The 15,839-nt window shown below is 40.4% G+C and carries 12 protein-coding genes; 2 read left to right on the top strand and 10 right to left on the bottom strand.

Annotation, left to right across the window (positions count from 1 at the left end; genetic code table 11):
* Positions 1 to 122: 122 nt before the first annotated feature.
* From N8A86_RS21795 to N8A86_RS18895, 5 genes are all read right to left on the bottom strand, one after another.
* Entirely contained in the window at positions 123 to 608 is a 486-nt protein-coding gene (locus tag N8A86_RS21795) for a glycosyltransferase family 4 protein (RefSeq protein WP_337251668.1), read from the bottom strand.
* Positions 581 to 1,354: a hypothetical protein gene (locus N8A86_RS21790; RefSeq protein WP_337251667.1), complete on the bottom strand. Its 774-nt coding sequence runs from the start codon at positions 1,352 to 1,354 to the stop codon at positions 581 to 583. Before N8A86_RS21790 ends, N8A86_RS21795 begins: the two co-directional genes overlap by 28 nt.
* A gap of 119 nt (positions 1,355 to 1,473) precedes the next feature.
* Positions 1,474 to 2,985: a DEAD/DEAH box helicase gene (locus N8A86_RS18905; RefSeq protein ID WP_273566790.1), complete on the bottom strand. Its 1,512-nt coding sequence runs from the start codon at positions 2,983 to 2,985 to the stop codon at positions 1,474 to 1,476.
* Positions 2,986 to 3,198: 213 nt separating this feature from the next.
* Positions 3,199 to 4,095 carry a 2-hydroxyacid dehydrogenase gene (locus N8A86_RS18900; RefSeq protein ID WP_273566789.1) on the bottom strand — a complete coding sequence of 299 codons (897 nt, stop codon included), beginning with the start codon at positions 4,093 to 4,095 and terminating at the stop codon, positions 3,199 to 3,201.
* Between the two features lies 1 nt (position 4,096).
* On the bottom strand, positions 4,097 to 4,540 hold the full coding sequence (locus tag N8A86_RS18895; RefSeq protein WP_430682170.1) for a DUF6155 family protein: 444 nt from the start codon (positions 4,538 to 4,540) through the stop codon (positions 4,097 to 4,099).
* 237 nt (positions 4,541 to 4,777) lie between these two features.
* On the opposite strand from N8A86_RS18895, the gene N8A86_RS18890 reads away from it, so the two are divergent.
* Positions 4,778 to 5,641: a sigma-70 family RNA polymerase sigma factor gene (locus N8A86_RS18890; protein ID WP_273566788.1), complete on the top strand. Its 864-nt coding sequence runs from the start codon at positions 4,778 to 4,780 to the stop codon at positions 5,639 to 5,641.
* 761 nt (positions 5,642 to 6,402) lie between these two features.
* Positions 6,403 to 7,707 (top strand): interleukin-like EMT inducer domain-containing protein, encoded by a 1,305-nt coding sequence (locus N8A86_RS18885; RefSeq protein ID WP_273566787.1) that lies wholly within the window; start codon positions 6,403 to 6,405, stop codon positions 7,705 to 7,707.
* Positions 7,708 to 7,772: 65 nt separating this feature from the next.
* Here the strand turns inward: N8A86_RS18885 and N8A86_RS18880 are convergent, their stop codons facing one another.
* From N8A86_RS18880 to N8A86_RS18860, 5 genes are all read right to left on the bottom strand, one after another.
* Entirely contained in the window at positions 7,773 to 9,047 is a 1,275-nt protein-coding gene (locus N8A86_RS18880; RefSeq protein ID WP_273566786.1) for a YaiO family outer membrane beta-barrel protein, read from the bottom strand.
* 49 nt (positions 9,048 to 9,096) lie between these two features.
* Positions 9,097 to 11,463, bottom strand: a complete 2,367-nt coding sequence (locus tag N8A86_RS18875; RefSeq protein WP_273566785.1) for a sulfatase-like hydrolase/transferase — start codon at positions 11,461 to 11,463, stop codon at positions 9,097 to 9,099.
* A gap of 133 nt (positions 11,464 to 11,596) precedes the next feature.
* A complete protein-coding gene (locus tag N8A86_RS18870; protein ID WP_273566784.1) occupies positions 11,597 to 13,027 on the bottom strand; it encodes a glycosyltransferase family 2 protein in 1,431 nt (476 codons plus the stop codon).
* On the bottom strand, positions 13,020 to 14,942 hold the full coding sequence (locus tag N8A86_RS18865) for a hypothetical protein (protein WP_273566783.1): 1,923 nt from the start codon (positions 14,940 to 14,942) through the stop codon (positions 13,020 to 13,022). Before N8A86_RS18865 ends, N8A86_RS18870 begins: the two co-directional genes overlap by 8 nt.
* Positions 14,933 to 15,838, bottom strand: coding sequence for a hypothetical protein (locus N8A86_RS18860; RefSeq protein WP_273566782.1), 906 nt, complete (start codon positions 15,836 to 15,838; stop codon positions 14,933 to 14,935). The genes N8A86_RS18865 and N8A86_RS18860 overlap by 10 nt, the downstream gene beginning before the upstream one ends.
* Position 15,839 lies beyond the last annotated feature (1 nt).

The following is a 15,839-nucleotide window of genomic DNA, read 5'->3' as shown; positions in this document are numbered from 1 at the left end:
ATTGCTAGTTCTAGCATACTTACGAAAATCCTTGCGGATTTTCTATTCGGTTTTTATTTGCTAAATTTAGTAATTAAAACCCGCAACAAACCATATACAACAACGATAACGAAACATTTTTATCAACCCTTATTCTTCTCTTCGATCCACTTTGCCATATATTTTGTACTTGCCAAGGCCTGATGTCGCAATAGGCTACCAATAAAATTTTTGCCTCGATGTGCTGCCAGACTTTCTTGTATTGCTCTTAATTTTTGTCTAAAATTTTCGGACAACTGCGTTTTATCAAAAAATCGATTGATGATTTTTTGCCCGTTTTGTTGTGCTAGATGCCATTCCATTTGGTTCTTGTAGCATGTAATGGCGGCCTGGGCAAAATCTTTGTAGTCGTTGCAAATTTCTCCGTTCCACTCCAGATGTCCATGTATGCCTTCGGCACCGATAGAGGTTGTTATACTTGGTGTTCCCGAGAGCATGGCATCCACTAGTTTTCCTTTAAGTCCCGCCCCAAAACGTAGGGGAGCCAATAGCACTTTTGCTTCAGAAATAATTTTTTGGGCATCGGAAGCCCATCCTTGAATCAAAAAACCTTCTTTTTCATTGTGCAATTGCTGTATTTTTTGGGGAAGTTACCACCATAAATGTTCAGTTTGGCTTTCGGAAGTGTTTTTCGAATCAAAGGCCATATTTCGGTTTTCAATTGTTGAATGGCGTCCACATTAGGGGTGTGACCCCCAAAACCTATAAAAACAAAGTCTTGGCGCACTTCGTAAGTGGGCCAATTTGAAGTAATGTTATATTCTAAGGGATAATGCATGAAAGGTAAATGCAGTAGCACTGACTCATCGATTCCAATGACTTGAGTAAGCAACTTCATTTCAAAACTTGAAATAATCAACGACAGGTCGCAACGATAGATACTGGCCATCTCACGTTTTGTTGTATCATTTTCCAGCCACAAGTCCGTTGTAAAGTCGGTATTACGTTTTAAGGCTTCCTCCCTTGTTTTTCGCAGGGAATGTAAATCTTCAGTATCTAAAGCCCGCAGGGCATTGGGCACTTGCTCGGCGACACGCCAGCCAAATTGCTCTTCCGAGGTAAACCGGTCGAACAGGACAATATCGGGATCTAGTCTCTTTACAAAAACATCGAAACTGGGGTGGTTAACCTTTATTTGGATTGTTTCTATTCCTTTTTTACTAAAATCCATTTCGGATGGTTCCGCCGTACAGGCCAAGGTAATCAGATAGCCCTCAGTGTCGAAAAACTCAATAAGCTGGCATAGGCGGACCCCCGCTGCGGAATAATTAGGCGCAGGCCAATTAAGAGAAATTATAAGGAGTTTCTTTTTCAAGTTAGAATTCAAATTCAGGTACAGGTACAGACCTTCGTTAGGATATATTACCCTATTTTAGGCTTTATCAATATCTTAGAAGAACATCCCCCTACCCCCTTCAAAGGGGGGAATCAATATTACATTTTAGAGGCGAACTTTCTAGAAATGGCAGAACGTAATTTACGTTCGTAATCTTCTTCGAGCCATTCTTTATAGTTCTTGGTGTTGTTCATGATGCAATACGAATATTGTCGCACGCGATACGATATCTCTTCTTTTAACTGTTTTGCTAGAAGACGGGCATCAAAAACATCTTCGGCATTTTCGACACAGATCTGGGCATGTTGCTCGATACTTTTTTCCAAGACTATTTTTGACTTCAAGCCCTGGGCAAAGATCTTTTTATATTCTTCCTTGACGTCGTATTCGATGTTTTTCGATTTCGAGAATTGGGAGCGAAGATCATCCGGCATTTCGTAAACGAATTCTCGTTCTATATCCTCATCGTTCTTGATATTCTCTAAATAGAAATCAGGAAAATGGAAAATTTCTTGCCAATCGATAGGTGCGTCCCACATGCCAAAACGGGCAACATTGTTCCCCATATCGATGACGTTGAATTCCTCCTTGTTCGGCAATACCCTAGAACCACGGCCGATCATCTGAAAATAAAGGGTCAACGAACGGGTCGCTCGATTCAATATGATGCTTTCCACGGTGGGTTCGTCAAACCCTGTGGTCAAGATACTTACCGAAGTCAAAATTGCGTCGGGCGTGTTCGAAAACCAATCGAGAATCTCCCGCCTTTCGGTAGCGGTATTCTTGTTGTCAAGATGACGGATATTATATCCGGCCTTTTTGAAAGTTTCGTAAACGTAGCGTGAGGTATTGATTCCATTATTAAAAATCAAGGTTTTGGTACCCTTGGCGATTTCGTTGTATGCGTTTACCAGTTTGCCCAGCATGCTCTGGTTACCGTAGAGCTCATCTGAAGACTTCACTGTATAATCTCCGCTGATGCCCAATTTCAGGCTTTGCAGACTGACATCATAGTTATAAACATTCGCTTTGGCCAAGAACTTCTTTTTAATCAACGCTCCAATGGACTCGCCCACGATCAATTTCTTGTAATTGTCCTTCATCGGAAGCTTGATATTGGAGCTCAAAGGAGTTGCGGTAACCCCCAATATGGTGGACTTGTCAAAATATTTAAAAAGTTTTCGGAAAGAGTTGTAATGCGCTTCATCGATGATGACCAACCCGATATTGTTGATCTCGACTTTTTCTTCTTGCAGTCGATTGTTCAGGGTTTCGACCATAGCCACAAAGCACATGAATTCATCTTGGTCGGACAGTTCTTTTACCTCGCTGTTGATGATTTTATTTTGAACGCCAAAACCGGTCAACATTTTCGATGTCTGATGACTCAATTCGATGCGATGGGTCAAAACCACCACTTTTTTCTGTGTATGCTCAATATAGCGTCGCGCAATTTCAGAAAACACTACTGTCTTACCACCACCCGTGGGCAGTTGGTATAACAGATTACCACCCTCAACGTCGCCCTCTAAATGCTCAAAAATGGCGTTCAGGTCTTCTTCTTGGTAATCGTATAAGGTTTTATCTTTGGTATCTTTTTGTAACTCCAAAAGGCTGATGCTATTTAATTAGGCTTTGGCGATGGTTTGACGTCTCGCCAATTTTGCAAAATTAACAGAAATTTGTCCTTGGTCGAAATTTATCCATGGAAATTTGGAAGAAAACCTATTCTTAAATATGATTCTAGCCTTTGAAAATCGGTAACTGACTACGAAATAGATTGTTACCTTATCAATATCCTTTATCTTGGGATACCACATTGATCAAGGCCTCACCCCTCGTAGACGATGATAGTTTTCGATAATCTGGGGTACTACGGAGTTGGTGTCCGATACGCTGGCATAATGGGGCGTCATATGAATTTTATCGTGTTCCCAAAACGGATGGTCAATAGGCAAGGGTTCTTGATGAAATACGTCAAGACAGGCTCCCGAAAGATGTCCATTATCGATATACTCGATCAAGTCAGCATCCACCACATGTCCGCCTCGGGCAACGTTGATTATATAAGCCCCTTGCGGAAGTTTTCTGAAAAGCTCCACATTTAAAATACCAAAAGTGGCATCGGTCAGAGGCAGCAGACAGACCAGTATTTCAGAGGTAGACAAAAAATCGGAAAGTTGTTCTTCATCTACAAAAGAAGTAACTCCCTCAAGACGTTTTTTAGAGTTGGACCAACCTTGGGCATGAAAGCCAAATCGGACCAAATCATTGGCAAGTACACTGCCCAAGGCACCTAGCCCCAGGATACCTACAGTAAAATCGGAAATTCGATGGTAATCTTTTGGTTTCCAGTTTTTATTCACTTGATCGATACGATACTGTCCTAAATTCTTTAAATAGCTAAAAATAGCAGCGATGACATGTTCTGACATATCTTTGGCCAACATGACATCGACTACCCGGGTAATCGGAAGGTTTTTTGGCCGGTTCTCATCCTCAAAGATAAAATCGACCCCTGCCCCACTCGACGCGATACATTTTAAGTTGGGATACTTGGAAAGTTCACCTTTTGGGTGTTTCCACACCAAGGCCATGGTAATTTCATCTTTCGAATGTTCCTCTAAATAACTATATACCGCCACATCTTTAGCTTTAGATTTTAGTGCTTGTTGCCACATCGGTATCTTTCCGTCTTGTCGTATGATTACTATAGCCATATCAATCCAATATATCCAAGGCCCTTGAAAATCCTTCCCCAAATGGCCAATTTCGTTCTTGCGTTATCGTATAAATTTTAACGATTCTATCCTTGAAATCGAAAAGAAGTCCATTGATCGAAATGTAGTGGACCGCTTCGGTAAACGAATTCAGCATGCTTTTGTAAAAAGAGTCGGGTACATTCCGTTCGTACGAAAAAGATTGGGCAATTTCTAAGTTATACAACATGACATCGGCGATCAAATGCGGTTCTACCCCCAATTTAATAAAATGTTTTATAAATTTTTGCGCGACGGAGCGTCGTGCTTTAGGTCTTCGACGCTTCAAAGGGAAGTACTCGTTTGATATTTTAGCCTTTGCCTCTTGAACCAATTTATCCTCTTTCGGATTAAAAATAAAATCGTAGTATTCCTTTACCACAGGAAATCTCATATAGAGATCCATGAACTGTTCTTCGAGTTCTTTTTTTTAATTCTGACAGATATTTCTTAAACGCCCTCTTACTCATGCAAATCGTTTCATGTTCCAAAAATAAGTCAAGTGCTCGAAATACAGTGTTTTTCAGGAATATATCCTAAAGTTCTCATAAATTATGTATAAGAATATTCGTATCTCTTTGGAAAAGACGCTAGAATAATGTATTATGAACTCTTGTAGAACTTCAAAAATCCCTATATACATATGAGGCAACTAAAGATTATCAAGCAGGTCACCAATCGCGAATCAAAATCATTGGACAAATACTTGCAGGATATCAGTAAAATAGATTTGATCAATGCTAGTGAAGAAGTAGAATTGGCACAACGTATACGTACCGGAGATCAAGCCGCCTTGGAAAAATTGACAACGGCCAATTTGCGTTTCGTGGTTTCCGTTGCCAAGCAATATCAGAACCAAGGATTAAAATTACCCGATTTAATAAACGAGGGCAACTTAGGACTCGTCAAAGCAGCAAAACGTTTTGATGAGACCCGTGGATTCAAATTCATTTCATACGCCGTATGGTGGATTCGACAGTCCATTCTGCAGGCGTTGGCCGAGCAATCTCGTGTCGTACGACTACCCTTGAACAAAATTGGTTCTATCAACAAGATCAAAAAGACCTTTTCATATTTGGAACAGGCGCATGAACGCCCGCCATCTGCCGAAGAAATTGCAAGTGAATTGGAAATGACCGTCAACGAGGTAAAACAGTCTTTGAAGAATTCCGGTAGACATGTATCCATGGATGCACCCCTGCGGGAAGGCGAAGATTCCAACCTCTACGATGTGTTACGCTCAGGTGAATCGCCACGACCCGATAACATTCTGATGCAACAGTCTTTGAATACGGAAATCAACCGTGCCCTGGAGACGTTGTCGCCTCGGGAAGCCGATGTAGTAAAACTATATTACGGTATTGGTGATCAGCAATCAATGACCTTGGCCGAAATCGGTCAAACATTTGACCTGACGCGTGAGCGGGTACGCCAAATTCGTGAAAAGGCGATTCGAAAACTACGCCATAATTCAAGAAGTAAATTGTTGAAGACCTATCTTGGGTAGGTTGTAAGCATTTAAAAAATGAAAAGCCCCTTGGAATTGACCAAGGGGCTTTTGCTTGTACACACTAAACACATTTAAGAATAACTCAACTTGTTGATATTGAAATCAACCAATATTTCGTTCAAATCTTCAATGAAGTTTAAATACGCTGCATTGTCGGGATTCTTGTTTGCCATGATTTGGGTTTTTGATAATAAATAGTTTCACAGGATTACATATAATCCAATTCCACTAATTCGTTTAAGCTTAAAATTTCGTTCAGTTCTTGGAGGAAAACTATGTATTCCTCTCCGTAGGTGTCATAGAGCATGGTGGTTCAGGGGTTTTGGGTTAACGATGATTTGGGTTTCAATTTGTTTGGTAAACATATTTATAACGCCTTCACAAAACAATTAATTGTGGTGTATCGTCCCGTTTTCGTTGTATAACATGTTAAACTTGCTGAGAACCTATCAATATTGGCCTAAGGGCCTATGCAGTTCATCGAAAATATTGGCCATAGGTCGATGGTATGGTTTCATTACACCGTTCTTTTGGGCTGAAATAGATTCGACCTTCTTAGCTCTTCATTAGGATATTAGTGATATTGATGCACTGGGCGTTGGATGATTCCATAGAAGATGTTCAATCGCAAAGATTCAATGTTTCCGAAAACATCAAGTGTTACTTACAATAAGACATTTGTAATTTCGTTGATTCTTTATCCGTAAGGCTTTGTAAATCAAAAGTATCTTTCTAACCGCAAACGTTATGGATTCAATATGAAAAAACTACCGATACATTCAATTCGATTTTGGGTCATCATCATACTATATTCAGGTATCTATGGAAATATCGTACATACCCTAGAAGCAAAGACAGGTGTCCCTTCAAAACATTGTATTTCAATTTTAGAAGAAGTTAAGCTAACCAGCCATAGTTTCAATGCCCAAGAGCGCAGTAGCTTTACGATTGCCGGACAAACGGAGCAAATTTCGCGCGGACTTACCATAGTACATTTTAATACCTCGAATAAATTCGAATATCGAACTTTTGACACCTATGCGAGTGAAGAGGCGGCCGAACAATTGGTCGATGTGCTTTGGCGAATGCAAAAGAACAAAGCGATTTTTGCAATATTGGCTCACGATTCTGCTGCCGGTAGTTTGGCAAAACAGTCCGAAGCATTGGCTAAAATGGGGTTTTCTAAGTTGAGTGCACTGAAAAATCGGCAGGCTTATATCATGCATAATTTCGAAGGCCTGATTTTTGAAAAGATAGACGACACTTCCGCGTCGATAACCTTAAATATGCCTCAAGGTATTTCCGATGCACAAATATATTTTCCAAGGGTCAAATATGAGTTCGAGCCCAATATCGACCGTTATATCGCACATGCCGGAGGGGAAGTGAACGGTGTTAAATCAACAAATTCCAAAGAAGCACTTGATGCGAATTATAAAAAAGGATTCCGCCTATTTGAGTTGGATATCATAGAAACCTCAGATGGCAAAATGGTTGCGGCGCATGACTGGAAGATGTGGGCCCGATTTACAGATTATCAGGGCTCGCTTCCGCCCAACCATACGGAATTCATGAAACGTAAGATCTATGGTGACTATACAACTTTGGATTTGAAAGGCATCAATGACTGGTTCGGATCACATCCTGATGCCACACTCGTCACGGATAAAATCAATGACCCCATAGCCTTTGCCAATGCATTTGTGGATAAGAAAAGACTGATTATGGAACTTTTTAGTGTCATGGCCGTAGAAGAAGCATCAAAAAATGGCATCAATGCCATGATTTCACAAGAACCCTTAATGAAACTAAAAGGCGATAAAGTGGATTATTTGAAGATCAACAATGTCAAGCATGTAGCGCTTTCACGACGCATAATAGCCAACCAAACCAAAATATTGCTGCAATTACGTGACGAAGGAATAAAGGTCTACGTGTACAACGTGAATTTCGACCCTGGTAAGGATGAGAAATACGTACAAGAAAATGAAATTGGGCTCGTCTATGGTATGTATGCCGACAAATGGGTTTTCGATCAAGAGAAGGGGAAATTATCAAAATAAGCGGGTACCATGTTCTAAAGTAATATTCTAAAAAGAACTAGCTCCCTAAAATTTAACCTGATACGTTAGGCCGGCGGATACTGCCCAAAAGAACTTACCAGAGGCAAACACCAATTCTTGTCTAGTAACCCCCATATTGGTCCTATAAATATTCGGAATTTTTTTCCCGTAAACTGATATTCCAAACTCAGCCGCTGCGACTCTACATAAAGAATAGTCTCAGCCAAAAGTTCATCTCCCGAAGTCAATTGCCGCAATTCGGGTGAATAACCCATACCGATATTGGCACCGAAAAAGTTTTCGGCATCCTTTAAATACTTTCTTACCAAAATATTACCAGAAACACGGGTCAACTTATTAGGTAACGGAGTGATGTAAGAGCGAAGGGAGAAATAATAATTTCCCCGGTAATGTCCTAATGAATTAGTAATTACCGAAACATTCTTGGTGTCGAAGTTTATAAATCGGCCACCAGCGGAAAACTCAAAGGCACCGGGCAAATTCACATATAAATCACCGCCCACTTTGTGATTGGGATAAATGGCCGCATTCGAATACCCATAATTAAGATAGGCATAAAACCGCTTGGAGAATTTCGGATAGAAATCCAGGTCATATTGCACTCCATGCTGCGCTAGACGATTACTATAATTGATACGAGGTATGATACTTCCGGCCTGTGTTTGGCGCCGAAATGAAATGCTTGAAAATACCATGGGGTCGTAACGTTGGTCGAACACGGTAAAAGAATTGTTTACGGCTATCCTGTTCTTCAGCACCTCTTTATCGGCAGGTGTTTTAGAGATAATCTTACCTGTAGATGCTCCTAATGTATCATTTTTAGCTATTTTTTCTTCAACCGGATTATTCAGCTTGGGACTAGGTTTTGAACCTTTGGCAATCGAAATATTTGACTTTTGATTGAACCACCCCGATTCGGAATACGCCGTACCCAAGACACGTTCTTGGGCGATTTCTTTCAGCCGCTCGACTTCAGAATCGTTCTTTAGGTAAATTAGCGCTTTGTATGCCAACCCTAAAGCGGTCGCATTTTCCTTTGCATAAAGCTCATTCTTAATGGCTGAAATCCATGCATCACTGTTATTTTTTTCTTTGGATGTGATTTTGTTGAATTCGGCTCTGGCGCTGGCGTACTGACCATTCCAACTATAGGAGCTGGCCAATAAGAAGCGGGCATTCAGTCTATTGGGATTGTCCGACAGTACTTGGCCTAGCAGGGTCTTGACAGATTCATAGTCACCGTCATACGCAAGACGGTAAGCCTTTGTATATGTGCTTTCGCCTACGTCGTTGTAAGCCAAGTCTTGGCCTCTACCCAAAAAAAGAGCAGTCCGAAGAACAGAAGACCATATGTACGTTTTTTTAGCATTAGTCTTCAAAAGATATATCAGCAGTTTCCTTTTTCCGGGATAATGAGATGCCCATCTTTCGAGCTTGCATCCTCGCCCTTGAAATTTTGTCGGCAATCTCATTTGCATTCGAACTATTCTCTTGTACAATTTCAATCAGGTCCAATGCCTCTGTGGTTCGATCTGACCAGAAATACACATCGAACAGCGCCGAATAGGAATCGATATAATTCGGATTCATCTTAATACAGGCCTTCAATATTTCTATGGATTTATCATAATTTCCCATCCATACATTGACTCTTCCCGTCAATACCTTCGTGTCTATATGACTGGGCGATTCCGAAAGAATATATCTGCAAAGCAATAATGACTTTTCATATTCCTTTTTGAAGGCCAATTCTCGAGCAATCATATATACCTTGTCGAAATTCTGTCCGTTGTAGACGCTATTGATCCAAACTATCTCGCTATCCGTGAATTTTTCCTTTTGTACTGAAAAAATGGCCAGACTATCGGGAATTATCTTATCGTTGTTGGTGACGTAGGCATTCAGAGATTTGAAGCTTTCAAGCTTTGTCTCAGCCTTTGAACCACCAAAGGAAGTACTTAGGTCCATATTTTCATCAATCCCATATATCGACCCATCGGAATAGAGTTTGTCTCCACTGATATATTCTTTTAATTCGTTCTTGTTACGCATCAAAGGAATATCTTTTACAGACCGGAATTCGGATTGCGTATCGAGCGCATCCCCCATCCACGCGACTTTCTTTGGCATTTTGAGCTCATATTTATTACCCAAAAGCGCCAAAAGCGTAGGAGTAACATCAAAATGTGAGGAAACCGCGCTCATTTTTTTGGTCGTTTTCAACATAGGGCTGTACATGATCAAAGGCACGTGAAAACGACTAAGGTTATTGCGTTGCGGGATGGGGATAAGTCTGTGGTCGCCCGTTACAATAAATATGGTATTATCATAATTTGGCTGCTTTTTGTACTCCTCGAACACATAGTTTAATGCATCATCGGTGTACAAAAGTGTAGCAAAAACATTATCATTTTTTTCAATGACATTTTTGATCTTTCCCTGATGTTGGCCCTTTGCTAGAATCTTTTGGACTTTATCCTCATACAATTCCTGTCTAGGCGGAATGAAAGGTTCGTGCGTACTAATGGTCATATAGACCTCGATTCTTGGCTGCTCGGTTTCCCTCGGAAGACTCATGCTCTTTTTGAAGAGTTCCCTATCGGGATAACCCCATGAAGAACCCGCCGCATCTTCGGCTTGCATTTCATATTTGCTACCAAAACCGGATTTGTCCAGAACAAAATCGACATTCTCACTGGTGAGAAAACGATCCACGTTGTCAAAAGAACTATTGGTACCCTGATAAAATGAAGTATGATACCCATTGTTTTTCAAAATACTGAACAAAGTCAGTTTATTGGGATATTTCTCCAGTTCCATAAAACCACTCTTGCCAAAAGGCAAGGAGCCCAGCAGCGAAGGCAGTACCCCGAAGGTCCTACCGGTATTGCTCAAGCAGTTTTCCCAATACAACGATTTTGTGGTCAGTGAATCCAAAAAAGGTGTAAAACCTTGATATTCTGCACCTTCACCCACAAAATCCCTTCCCAGGCCTTCGACCATTATAAAGACGATATTGGGTTTTTCTTCCCTCAGTTCAAAATATTCTCCAAGTACATTTTGAACCTGACCCGTCTTTATCAATGGGTATTCGACATCCGAATTATAGGAAGTACCTTCAGTAGAGGTCTCATACAGGTTTAGAGCCAAGTATTGGGTCTTGTTTTGGTTAATTGGTTTTCCATCGATAAACAGCGTCATAATGAACATGCTAAAAAGAATGATGGTAAACGGGTACATCTTACTGATGTAATGGTAATATTTCGAAGTAACCTTATAAAGACCGAAGAACATGCCCGTGATAACCAAAATGCCAAGTATAAGTCCAAAGGACATACCTCCAGAATTGGAAATCGTTGTCTTGATATCCGCAAAACTATAACCCAACAAATCGGAACCCAGCGGAACGAGAGCCGTGCAGTAGTAACTTATAAGCACAGCCTCTATGATCAACAAAAAAGTCAGCAGAACGAAAACCAGATTAAATCCGTATCGTGGTCTAAAATTCTCCCAAAAATTAAAGGGAAAAGCAAGTATAACCCCGGCCAAAGATGCAAACCCCATCTGGTGCACCACGGCAATGAAAAAACTAGTGCTCAAAATAGTATCTACAACACCCTTGAAATATAAGGTAGTATATTGGTAAATAGAAAGCACAAACAGGCAGCCAAAGAATGAAATTATCAATCTTGTGTACTGCTTCAGCGTATATCTATCCAGTTCGCTCGTATTCACAATTGACTATTAATTATCGATTACTGCTTATTTTAAAATCTTCAATCTCCACCTTCACACTAATTTTACAACTCATAATCTCAATTTCATATCGCATAATTGGTACTTCGTATTTCATACCTCACACTTCTTCTCATGTCGCTTTGGCAAAACCTTTACGGACCTGTGATCCCCAACCTGATTTTACCTTGAACAATTTTTTATAGTTTCCACGTACCGCAGACCACACTACGATCGGATGGAATATCAGAGGCTCAACAATGGCGCATCCCATGAGAATCAGAATATCCTTTGTTTTTTTGTATTCGTTATAGGAGTACACATCCCAAAGAATGGCGTAAAAGGAAAACATTACCGAAAACATATAGACCGCGGCCGTAATAGCAATGAAAAATTCCCAATTTAGGATGCCCAAATAGGTAAAAATTATAATAGTAAAAAACCCAAAAAACTCCATCAAGGGAGCCATCCATTCATAGAAAAACCAATACGGATAACTGATGAGCCCCAATCTGCCGTACTTTGAATTGAAGAACATATCCTTATGCTTGAAAAGGGTCTCCAAATTCCCCCTTGCCCAACGATCTCGTTGATTCACGAATATTTTCAGGTCTTCGGGAACTTCCGTCCAGCACAAAGAATCAGGAATATATTCCACCGTATAGGGCATTTTGCAATCGTGCATATATCTTCGCATCTTGAAGACGATTTCCATGTCCTCACCCACGGTACCTGTATCATATCCGCCAACGGCCAGTGCGATTTCACGATCAAAAAAACCAAAGGCCCCTGAAATGATCAAAAGGCTGTCGATACGGCCCCAGGCCATTCGACCCAAAATAAATGAGCGTGTGTATTCGAGCAACTGAAAGCGTGCCAACCAATTAGTCGGCAAACGGATTTCTTCCAGTTCCCCTCCATTGATCTTACACGAATTGGCAACCCGGATAACCCCGCCCACGGCAATTACCCGCTTTTCAGAGCGCTGAAAAAATGATTTGACCACATGTAAAAGCGCATCGGGTAGAAGAAGGCAATCCACATCGATACAGCCCACATACTGGTTGCTTGACAGGGCCATGCCGGTGTTCAGGGCATCCGACTTACCTCCGTTTTCTTTGTCGATTACGGTTAGTTTCGAGAAAGCCCTATGCGGAGATTTATAGATGCCCCGTATCGGTTTATTACGCCATTCGGGATCTATTTTTTGTTCTATCAGTTCGAGATCATAGGCATCGATCATCTTTTGCAATGTATCATCTTTACTGCCATCGTTCACCACCATGACTTCATAGTTCACGTATCGTAGAGACATCAAAGATCGGATGTTCTCGACAATGGTCATACCCTCGTTATAGGCCGGTGCAATTATGGTAATGCTGGGAGCCAAAGGTGATGCCATTACTTTAGACATATCCCCAAAACTGTTCTTATTTCGATAATGGATAGAATTGCGCGTAGATAGGTACCCCATGACCGTGAACATGGTGAAAAGCACTACCGTAAATGTCAGGAAAACGACATTTATGTACTCTAAAATGATACCAAATACTTCACTATCCATGGAGTGTTTCTAGGATTAGGGATTTGATGGAAAGCAAACAGCCGACGATGCCATTTTCGCTTTTCAGGCTTTCGTCGAGCAATGTTTTCTCGTTTTCTTCTTCCTCTTCTTCAAGATCAATCTCAAAGCCAATATCAAAAATGTCTTTTGGATCACTCGGTTTATCCTTTTCGGTTTCCAAAATTTCCCTTCGCTCGCTTGACGATTTTAAGTCAATGGAAGCTGTCATTTTGAGTGGCATGGAACTCTCGATGGACTCGGGTGGATTCAAGACATCTTCTTGAATGTGCTCCAATACCATTTCCGCCTTTTCTTGAATTAATGGGTTCTCGTTGTCTAGCAATTTTTTAAGAAAGCCGACATCTTTTTCGTCCATGAGGTCCCAAGAGCAGTTAAGCAATACCAATTGGGACTCTTCGTCACATTCCTGAAAAAAGGTTTCAATAGTCGAAGGCCCTTCATATGCTTTTTCAGAAGTTTCTTTGGCCTGTTGCAATTGTTCGATTTCCGTGTGGGAAAATTTGCTTATGATTTCACGGATTCTACTTTTTATTACCTCAATTTTCTCTTCCCGTAAATATTCCAATAGCAATGGAATTTCTCTCTCATCGCCCAACTCATCGATATCATCGAGAAGGTCCATTCTTTTACGGATATTTTCGTCGTATAGGCTTGAATTCTGTATGTTGCCAATCATGTTTTTGATATCATCTTTTTCGTCTTGATAATCTTCGGGATAGTTGCTCCCCAATTGAGAAACAACATTATTTTCGTCATTCAATGATTCTACATCACTAAGTGTATCAAAGTCCCAGCCATTTCTAGCATGCAAAGATTCCTCAATAGGAAATTGGCCGGACTTTTGTGCCATTTCTTCAAAATGGACTTCAAGATTACGGATCTGGTCGTAATCAATAGTACTTACGGAGCTAGGGTCTATATTTTTGTGATTGCTTTTATTTATTTCTATGTCCACTATTTCACAAACTACTACCATATCCATGTATTCTGGGACATACTTTATCTCTTCAAAAACGACCTTTGTTTCTAATAGACGTTCTTTTTTCAATTCCTTGGAAAGATTTGGCGTATATCGATATTCCGAAGCTACCGTGTTCACATCATGCTCGGGTTCATCTTCCACTACGATGGGCAAGAAATTCAACTCTGAAATATCGATTTCATCAACTGGTGCGGGCTCTACGGAATCAGTCTTTTTTTCAAAAGAAACTTTATCATTTGCCAAAAGCTCGTACACCACAGGTATATTCTCAACTATTGGCTCTTCTAAGTGGTCGGAACCGGTTTGTTGTTTATCTTCCGAATCCATTTTACTATCATTAAGCTCAGCGCTTACCACAATGGGCAAAAAACCAAGGTTTATACCTTGTAAATCTTCATCGATTTGCACTATATTTTCTGAAGGTTTGATTTCTTCGAATCTCGGTTGTATTTCTTCGGCAGCGGATACGACTTGGTAATCCGTGACCTCAATATTATTTACAGATATTACTATTTCATCTGTTTTAATCTCATCGTAGCTTTCCTGCTCTATTGCTGCAACTTCCGAAAGATCCTGTATGCTTTTTTGAGATTCCTCTGTTACTTTTTCTTCCGTTTTTATTTCTTCATGTAATTCCTGAACTTCTTGGGAAGCTTCGGGAAATACTTCTAGGTCTTCTTCCATTTCTTGGGTTTCCACCGATACGATGTCAGGTGGAATCTGATACTTGGAAATATCCATGATTCCTACGGTCGGCAGAACACTTTCCGGTGAAATCGCATTTATGGCGCTTAATGCTTTGCTCTTGACCGAAAAGTTTTTCTCCTTCTTTTCGATAAGCTCTAAAAATTGGAGGTGTTCTTGGTTACCGATGGTCGCGATGACATCCAAAATGGAAATTTTTAAATCCACAGAATTTTTCCAAAAACAATTTCAAGGGTTTCAATGGCTTCAAAAACATTGAATTCTTTGATGCATTTCAGAGCCTCTGTCTTTATTTGGTCATTCTTATGCTTTACTAACACCACGAGCGATGCATTCACATCATTCTGATTGTAATATTTGATTAAGCGTAATGCGAACAGAACGACGTGTCGGTTCGTAGAAGTCAGCCATGCCTTAAAACGTGGAGGTTGAAAGTCTTCAAAATTGCGGAGTACATCCAATATTTTCAATTGCTGCCATTCCGAAATTTTGTAGCGAGTTGTATCCAAAAAGTAAGTGATACCATCAGGTTTTAAAGTTACCGTTGCAATTTCCGCCTGTTTACGGATGGTAGATCGCTTATCGTTGATAAATTTGGTAATTAGATTATACGATTCTACCACTTGCATTTGGGTCAGCTCCATGATTCCTTTTGAGACCCTCTCCCATCGCCAGCTTTTCAGCTTTTGATAGGCATCTTTATGTAGTCCCAAGTCTTTGTAAAGCTTAAAAAGACGTAATTGTGTATCGCCAGAAACATCTTTTCTCAAATCAAGCAATATCTCGGCTAGTGATTTTCTATTAAAATCATCTTTCAATAGTTGCCGTATTTCCAATTTGAGCTCGATATATCTTGTTTTCTCGTCTTTGGAGGCATTATCGTCATAAAAAAGAAACTCGCTGATCATTGGCGAAAACTCATCTTTACGAAGTTTTAGCTTTTTGGTTTGTGAAGAAATTCTATTTCTAAAAAAGAAAACTCCCGTAAAATAAAGTACCGCCAGCCCGACGAATAAAAAAGTAAGGTCCCACAAAAGATCCGTATGGATTTTTGGGGCACCTATGAGGGCCTGTGCTTGATATGTGGCTATTCGTATTTGCAAG

The organism is Maribacter halichondriae (assembly GCF_027474825.1).
GTDB classification, from domain to species: Bacteria; Bacteroidota; Bacteroidia; order Flavobacteriales; family Flavobacteriaceae; genus Meishania; species Meishania halichondriae.
Note: the sequence above shows the minus strand (reverse complement) of the source record. Positions and strands in the feature narration are given on the sequence as shown.

Coding starts and splice junctions, on each gene's coding strand:
- N8A86_RS18900 (WP_273566789.1), bottom strand. CDS start 4,095: ATGGCTATAGTAATCATACGACAAGACGGAAAGATACCGATGTGGCAA.
- N8A86_RS18895 (WP_430682170.1), bottom strand. CDS start 4,540: ATGGATCTCTATATGAGATTTCCTGTGGTAAAGGAATACTACGATTTT.
- N8A86_RS18890 (WP_273566788.1), top strand. CDS start 4,778: ATGAGGCAACTAAAGATTATCAAGCAGGTCACCAATCGCGAATCAAAA.
- N8A86_RS18885 (WP_273566787.1), top strand. CDS start 6,403: ATGAAAAAACTACCGATACATTCAATTCGATTTTGGGTCATCATCATA.
- N8A86_RS18870 (WP_273566784.1), bottom strand. CDS start 13,027: ATGGATAGTGAAGTATTTGGTATCATTTTAGAGTACATAAATGTCGTT.